The following is a 6,772-nucleotide window of genomic DNA, read 5'->3' on the forward strand; positions in this document are numbered from 1 at the left end:
CGAACAAACCAGATAAGCACCTCCCCCCCCCTCCTCCCCCCCCCCCCCCCCCCCCCCCCCCCCCCCCCCCCCCCCCCCCCCCCCCCCCCCCCCCGCCGCGGCCAATCCGAAGCGCGCTTCGCCGGCGCTGGCCGGGCCGGGCGCGGCGCGCCCGCGGCGGCCGCTGGCACGGCGCTTGCAATACCGAGTGCTATCGGCAGCAATGCGCGGCAACGCGCCGCCTGCCCCCATTTTCCGAGCGGAGCCGCACATGGAGCGTCGTTTGCTGGACTATATTCCCGACCTTGAAATCGCCGCCGCCGCCGCGGCGCCGGCGCCGACGCGCCTGCCGAAAGGCGACGAGGACACCGAAATGGCCTTCGGCGCCGCCTTGCTGGAGGTGGCCGGCGGCGCCGAACTGGACGCCTTCCTGGGGGCGCTGGTGGCGCGGGTCGGCGGCGCCGGGCTGCTGAACACGCCGCTGGGCGGCGCGCTGGTGGCGGCGCGGCGACCTGAAGGCGCGCGCCGCGCGCATCTTCGGCATGGAACTGGAGGGGCTCAGCCCGGAAGACAAGGAATTCGACGTGGCGCGGCTGTTCGTGCGCTTCGCCGCCGACGCCGCCGACGCCGTCGCCAAGGGGGCCGGGGCGGCCGGCGCCGGCAACGCCGATCCGCGGGTCCAGGTTCAGGCGGCGCTGACGCGCTCGGCCAGGCGCCACGCGCCCGGCCTGCTGCGCAGCGCCGCCGACACGCCGGCGCGCAGCGGGCGCTGGCAGCGGCAGGGCAATCGCATCATTGTCCTGAATGGTTGACCGGGGCGGGCGGTCCGCCCCGGCATTGTTTGGTTCACCTACAAGGGGAGTTCATCATGCATGACATCGATCGTACGACGCTGGAATACGGCCAGGAGATGGGCGGCTACGAAGCCGAGCAGCAGTTCGAGTTCGGCCAGGGCGAGTGGAGCGGCGAAAGCGGCCAGCAGGGCATGTTTTCGGAATCGGAGGAGATGGAGATGGCCAACGAGTTGCTGTCGGTCAGCAACGAGGCCGAGCTTGACCAATTCCTCGGCAACTTCCTGCGCAAGGCCGCCTCGTTCGCCGGCAACGTCATCAAGTCGCCGGTCGGCCAGGCCATCGGCGGCGTGCTCAAGGGCGTGGCGAAGAAGGCGCTGCCGCTCGCCGGCACCGCCGTCGGCGGCTTTTTCGGCGGTCCGCTGGGCGCCAAGATCGGTAGCGGCCTGGCCTCGGCGGCCAGCGGCGCGCTCGGGCTGGAGGCCGAGATGTCCGGCGAGGACCGCGAATACGAGGGCGCGCGCCAGTTCGTGCGGCTGGCCGCCGACACCGTCAACCGGGCCGCCTCGGCGCGCGGCGGCGACCCGCGCGCGGTGGCGCAGTCGGCCGCGGCGGCGGCGGCGCGCCAGTTCGCGCCCGGCTTGCTGGGCAAGATCGGCGGCCAGATGGCCGGCGCCCAGGCGGGCGGGCAGGGGCTGGGCGGCCAGATGGGCGGCCAGATGGCCGGGCAGATGGCCGGGCAGGGCGGCGCCATGGCCGGGCGCAGCCAGGTCGGCGCCTCCGCCTACGGCGGCGTCGGCGCGCGCGGCAATAGCGGGCGCTGGGTCCGCCAGGGCCATAAAATCGTCCTGTACGGCGCTTGACGGCCATGGCCATCGGCTCCTACGCCTCGTGGATGCTGGCGCAAGAGGCGCGCGCGCTGCGCGCCCGGCTGGCGCTGGTGCGCCCGTTCGCGCTGATCGAGCCGACCGTGGCGGCCGCCGCGCTGCAGCCGGACGCCCAGTCGGCCATCGAGCGCCATCTGGTGCTGGGGCGGCGCGAATTGCAGGCGCTGGTGACGGCCTTCCTGCTGTGGCTGGGCGGGCCGCAGGCGCGCAGCGCCACGGCGGCCGAGGCGCAGCGGCGCTTCACCTTCCTGCGCCTGAAGTTCAACGCCACGCTGACCCAGTTCGATCTGTTCAACGATGTCATCACCCAGCGCAGCGAGAGCGAGAACGGGGTCTGGCTGGCCGGCCTGGACGTGGTCTCGGCCGACGCGCTGGCGCTGCCGGGCGGCTACTTCCAGGCGCCGCCGGTGATCTGCTACCTCGACCGCGGCCCCGGCGCGGCGATCCGCCGCGCCCGCACCCGCCTGCCGGGCGGCGGCGACAACCCGGTCGCCATCATCCGCGTGCCACGCGAGCGCATGATCGGCGGCGCCATCGCCTCCTCGCTGATCCACGAGGTCGGGCACCAGGGCGCGGCCCTGCTCGACCTGGTCAATTCGCTGCGCCCGGTGCTACAGGCGCTGGCGCGCGGCGGCCCCGGGCAGGCGCGCCCGTGGCGCCTGTGGGAGCGCTGGATCAGCGAAATCGTCGCCGACTTCTGGTCGCTGGCGCGGGTCGGCGTGGTGGCCACGCTGGGCCTGATCGGCGTGGTCAGCCTGCCGCGCGTGTTCGTCTTCCGCCTCAACGAGGACGACCCGCACCCGGCGCCGTGGGTGCGCGTGCGCCTGAGCTGCGCGATGGGGCGGGCGCTGTATCCGCACCCGCAATGGGACCGCATCGAGCGCATGTGGCTGGCGTTCTACCCGCCGCAGGGACTGGAGCCGGGGCAACTGGCGTTGCTGGCGCAATTGCAGGCGAGCATGCCGGCGCTGGTCGGGGTGCTGACCAACCACCGCCCGCCGGCGCTGCGCGGCGCCTCGCTGGTCGAGGTGATGGGGGTGCGCGCGCGCCAGCCGGCCCGGCTCGAACGCCTGTTCCACGCCTGGAACCGGGCGCCGCAACAGATGTACCGCGCCGCGCCGTCGCTGGTGTTCGCGGTGCTGGGCCAGGCCCGCGCCGGCGGCCAGCTTAACCCGGAAGACGAGGGCACGCTGCTGGCGCGCCTGCTGACCCACTGGGCGCTGCGCAGCGCGCTCGACATCTCGCTGATCTGCAGCGCCACGGCCGGGCGCCGGCGCCGCGCCTTCTAGCTTGAACACCGTATGACTTTCCATTGAGGAGATTGACATGAGCAGCAAGAACACGGGGGCAAAGAAAATCCGGCCCGGCGCGGTGCAGGTGTGCGTGCAGGAGAGCGCCAGCGGGGCGGCCATCGTCAACGCCGCCGTCAGCCTGTACGGCTGCGGGCTGCAGGACTACCGCACGTTCGACGCGGCGGCCTGGGCGCCGGCGGCGGGCGAACGGCTGGGCATCCACTGGACCGACAGCAGCGGCAACGCCGAGTTTCCCAATCTGACGCCGGGCAACTACGTGCTGGTGTACGAGAACTTCCCGCGCACCGACGCCCAGTGCGCCGAGGTGCGCGCCGGTTGCAGCGCGCTGGTGTGCTTCGAGCCGGAAATCGAGCCGAAGGTGACGCTGCGCTTCGAGACGGCCGACTGCCAGCCCAGCCACTGCCGCACCGGCCGCGTCAGCGACCGGGTCTTCGCCACCATCGGTTTCACCGGCGACCAGAGCGTCGACGGGCGCGACCTGGTCGAACTGGTCGCGGCGGCGCCGTGGAAGCCGGTGCACGGCGAGGAGCGCACCTTCGGCAGCGCCGTGCGGCGGCCCGGGCGCCACCTGTTCGCCGCCCAGCTGATGCTGGCGCGCCGGCCCGAGCTGATCGCCGGCCTGGCCGGCCTGCCGGACGGCCCGGACGGCACCGGTCCGCGCGCGCTGCTGGCGGTGGGCGCCGACTTCGAGGCCGAGGAGCGCGTGCCGCAGCCGATCTCGGGCAACCTGGGCGTCTCGCTGACGCGCACCGAGACCGAGCCGACCGAGGATTTGCCGCTGTGGACCTTGATCCGCAACAGCACCGAGGCGATGTCGTTTACCAACTACCTGCATTTCATGGACAGCCTGTTTTGCCCCGACCAGGCCGGCACCAACCTGCGCGGCTTCGAGCTGGAGCGCTTCGGCAAGAAGGTCGAGGCGTTCCAGCAGCTCAAGCAGCGGCGCGTGCTGCCGTTCACCGACTCGGACGCCTACCGCGTCTTAAAGGTGGCCACCGAGGCCTTCGTGATGGTCAACTGCGGCGTGCTGAACCAGCCGCTGGCGTTCAATCCGGCCGAGGACAACGCCTACCTCGACCGGCGCGACATCCCCCCCGGGCGCGACCTGGAAACGGTGCTGCGCAACGACTACCTCGAGAGCATCGACGGCGGCGTCAAGACCTTGCCCTACCTGGCGGTGATCCGCCGCAAGCTGCCCGACATTCCCATCAGCATCCCGCGCGGCCAGGAGGGCGAGGTCGACCTGTGCTTCGGCATCATCCAGGAAAAGCTGGCCAACCCCTGCCTGCTCGAGCTGATCTGGTCGTACTGGCACGAGGAGGGCATGCTGGTGCAAACCATGAACGCCATCACCCAGCGCTTCCAGAACCTGCGCGCGCCCGGCCCGTCGAACGACCCGCTGGCGAACACCGAGATCGACATGCTGCGCCCGCTCAACAACCTGTTGTGGGGCTACACCCAGGACGAGCAGCACCGCCTCACCGTGGTGCGCCGCAACTACGAGTACGACCACCACTACGGCGTGCGCCTGGACGGCAAGGCGGTGCGCAACTTCCGCCCGGCCGACAGCCGCTCGAAGTTCCTGGAAGCCTTCCACCACCTGCTGCGCCTGCTCACCTCGTTCTACCGGCAGGACGACGACACCACCGTCAAGGCCGACGCCTTCCCGGTGCTGAACGCCCTCAAGGAGGTGCACCTGATCCTGTCGCAGGGGGCGCACAACCAGTTCGGCGACCTGCCGTCGACGGCGCGCATCGAAATGCTGATGCAGCAGTGGCTGCTGGCGCGGCCCGAGTTCCGCGAATTCCTGCCCACCCGCGTCATGGTGGCCTACCCGGAGCCGTGGATGGACCGGGTCGACGCGATGAAAAAACTGCAAGGCTGGACCGACACCAGCGTGATGCACTTCCGCAGCCTGGCGATGTTCGGCGAGCAGTTGCTGCTGTCCGTGCGCTATGGCAACTGGAGCGACATCTACGAGCCGACCCAGGCGTTCAACTGGGCGCGCTTCTGGCGCCCGCAGGTGCAGGGCTACATCCACGGCTACCGCGCCGCCACCGGGGTCGACCTGTCGGTCGACGCGGTCGACCCGAGCATCGAGGCGACGCTGCCGTCGGTGCTGTTGCGCCAGCGCCTGGCGCAACAGGTCCGCAGCCTGTAGGGCGGCGCCGCGTGGCCGACTTCACCAGCGCGTTGTACCTGGGGCTGCGCCATCCCGGCGCCGCGCTGGGCGACTGGGACGCGCTCACGCTGGGCAAGCCGGCCGCGCTGCAAGAGCCGCCCGGCGGCGTGGCGCTGGCGGCCGGGCTGGCGGCGCTGCAGGGTTGCCAGGCGGCGAGCCTGCTGCCGTCGACGCTGCACCTGTTCTGGGATTTGTTCGGCCTGCTGGCGCAGGAGCGGCTGGCGCTGCTGGTCGACGCCGGCGCCTACCCGATCGCGCGCTGGGGCGCCGAGCGCGCCGCCGCGCTGGGCCTGCCGATGCAGCTGTTCGGGCGCGGCGACGCGCCGGCGGCCGGGCGCTTGGCGCGGCGCTGGCGCGACGCCGGCCGGCGGCCGCTGATCCTGGCCGACGGCTATTGCCCCGGCGCCGAGCGGGCGCCGCCGCTGGCGCAGTACGCCGCCATCGCCAGCGCAGGCGGCGGCTACCTGGTGCTCGACGACACCCAGGTACTGGGCCTGCTCGGCCCGGGCGGCGGCGGCTCGGTGCCGCTGCACCGGCTGGCCGGCCCCGGCGTGCTCGTCGGCGCCTCGCTGGCGAAGGGCTTCGGCGCGCCGCTGGCGGTGCTGGCCGGCAGCGCGGCGCTGCTGCGGCGCTTCGAGGCGCACAGCGGCACGCGCGTGCACACCAGCCCGCCGTCGACGGCGGCGATCCGCGCCGGCGCGCGCGCGCTGCGGCTGAACCGGCAGTGCGGCGACGCGCTGCGCGCGTTGCTGCGCCAGCGCGTGGCGCAGTGGCGCGGCGCGCTGGCGCGGCTTGGCGTGGCCAGCCGCGGCGGCGCGTTTCCGGTGCAGAGCGTGCCGCTCGAGCGCGCCGTCGACGCCGCCGCGCTGCACGCCGGGCTGCGCCGCAGCGGCGTCGACAGCGTGCTGGGCAGCGGCGCGCTGACCTTCCTGCTGCGGGCCGACCACACGCCGGCCGACATCGACGGCGCCGTGGCGGCGCTTCAATATCATCTACTGGAGGCGACATGAACGAGCAATTCGAAACCTTGCCCTTCGCGGCTGAAAGCGGGCTGCAAACGGAGTGCGAAGCGGAATGCGAAACGCAGTGGGAATGGCAAATGGACGGCGAAATGGAGGGCGAGACGCGGTTCGAACGCGCTTGGCGCGGCCCGCGCGCCATGCCGCGGTCGCGGCCGAAGTCGCGCCCGCAGCCGCTGGCGCGTTCGAAGTCGCCGCCACCGCTGCAACCGCAGCGCCATGGCTGGCCACGCCGGCCCCGGCCCGGCTTCGGCCCCTACTACGGCGCCGGCTGGCCGTACGCGGTGCCGGTGGCAGCGTATCCGCAAGCCTATCCGGAGCCGTTTCCGTATCCCGAACCGCAGCCGCAAGCGGACGACGCCGACAGCGGCGACGCTGACGCGCCCGACGAGCAGGGCGAGGCGCCGCCGAGCATCGCCCCGGGGGGGGGGGGGGGGGGGGGGGGGGTGGGGGGAGGGGAGGGGGGGGGGGGGGGGGGGGGGGGGGGGGGGGGGGGGTGGGGGGGGGTGGGCGGGGGGGGGGGGGGGGAGGGTGGGGGGGCACCCGCACTACGCGTCGGCGGAGTTCTCCTACGTGTGGTGGGGGACGAGGTGGGCAACCC

The 6,772-nt window shown here is 73.2% G+C and carries 7 protein-coding genes and 1 pseudogene; 6 read left to right on the forward strand and 2 right to left on the reverse strand.

Annotated elements, in window-relative coordinates; all coding sequences use genetic code 11:
* Together ACFDR9_RS26315 and ACFDR9_RS26320 are read right to left on the reverse strand one after the other, a co-directional pair.
* A partial coding sequence (locus tag ACFDR9_RS26315) for a hypothetical protein (protein WP_409032887.1) occupies positions 1-213 on the reverse strand: 213 nt, incomplete at its 3' end.
* Positions 214-270: 57 nt separating this feature from the next.
* On the reverse strand, positions 271-456 hold the full coding sequence (locus ACFDR9_RS26320; RefSeq protein WP_409032888.1) for a hypothetical protein: 186 nt from the start codon (positions 454-456) through the stop codon (positions 271-273).
* Between the two features lie 65 nt (positions 457-521).
* Between ACFDR9_RS26320 and ACFDR9_RS26325 the strand changes: the two genes are divergently transcribed.
* The 6 genes and pseudogenes from ACFDR9_RS26325 to ACFDR9_RS26350 form a co-directional block, all read left to right on the forward strand.
* Positions 522-791: a hypothetical protein gene (locus ACFDR9_RS26325; RefSeq protein WP_409032889.1), complete on the forward strand. Its 270-nt coding sequence runs from the start codon at positions 522-524 to the stop codon at positions 789-791.
* Between the two features lie 56 nt (positions 792-847).
* Positions 848-1,633 (forward strand): hypothetical protein, encoded by a 786-nt coding sequence (locus tag ACFDR9_RS26330; RefSeq protein WP_409032890.1) that lies wholly within the window; start codon positions 848-850, stop codon positions 1,631-1,633.
* A 5-nt stretch (positions 1,634-1,638) separates the two neighbouring features.
* Entirely contained in the window at positions 1,639-2,946 is a 1,308-nt protein-coding gene (locus ACFDR9_RS26335; protein ID WP_409032891.1) for a hypothetical protein, read from the forward strand.
* 37 nt (positions 2,947-2,983) lie between these two features.
* Positions 2,984-5,131 (forward strand): 8-amino-7-oxononanoate synthase, encoded by a 2,148-nt coding sequence (locus tag ACFDR9_RS26340; protein WP_409032892.1) that lies wholly within the window; start codon positions 2,984-2,986, stop codon positions 5,129-5,131.
* 11 nt (positions 5,132-5,142) lie between these two features.
* Entirely contained in the window at positions 5,143-6,162 is a 1,020-nt protein-coding gene (locus ACFDR9_RS26345; protein WP_409032893.1) for an 8-amino-7-oxononanoate synthase, read from the forward strand.
* Positions 6,159-6,772, forward strand: a pseudogene (locus tag ACFDR9_RS26350) (hypothetical protein); the annotation flags it as partial. The gene ACFDR9_RS26345 and the pseudogene ACFDR9_RS26350, both read left to right, overlap by 4 nt.

It is taken from the genome of Janthinobacterium sp. CG_23.3 (assembly GCF_046115965.1).
Classification (GTDB): Bacteria; Pseudomonadota; Gammaproteobacteria; order Burkholderiales; family Burkholderiaceae_D; genus Janthinobacterium.

Coding starts and splice junctions, on each gene's coding strand:
- ACFDR9_RS26325 (WP_409032889.1), top strand. CDS start 522: ATGGAACTGGAGGGGCTCAGCCCGGAAGACAAGGAATTCGACGTGGCG.
- ACFDR9_RS26335 (WP_409032891.1), top strand. CDS start 1,639: ATGGCCATCGGCTCCTACGCCTCGTGGATGCTGGCGCAAGAGGCGCGC.
- ACFDR9_RS26330 (WP_409032890.1), top strand. CDS start 848: ATGCATGACATCGATCGTACGACGCTGGAATACGGCCAGGAGATGGGC.
- ACFDR9_RS26340 (WP_409032892.1), top strand. CDS start 2,984: ATGAGCAGCAAGAACACGGGGGCAAAGAAAATCCGGCCCGGCGCGGTG.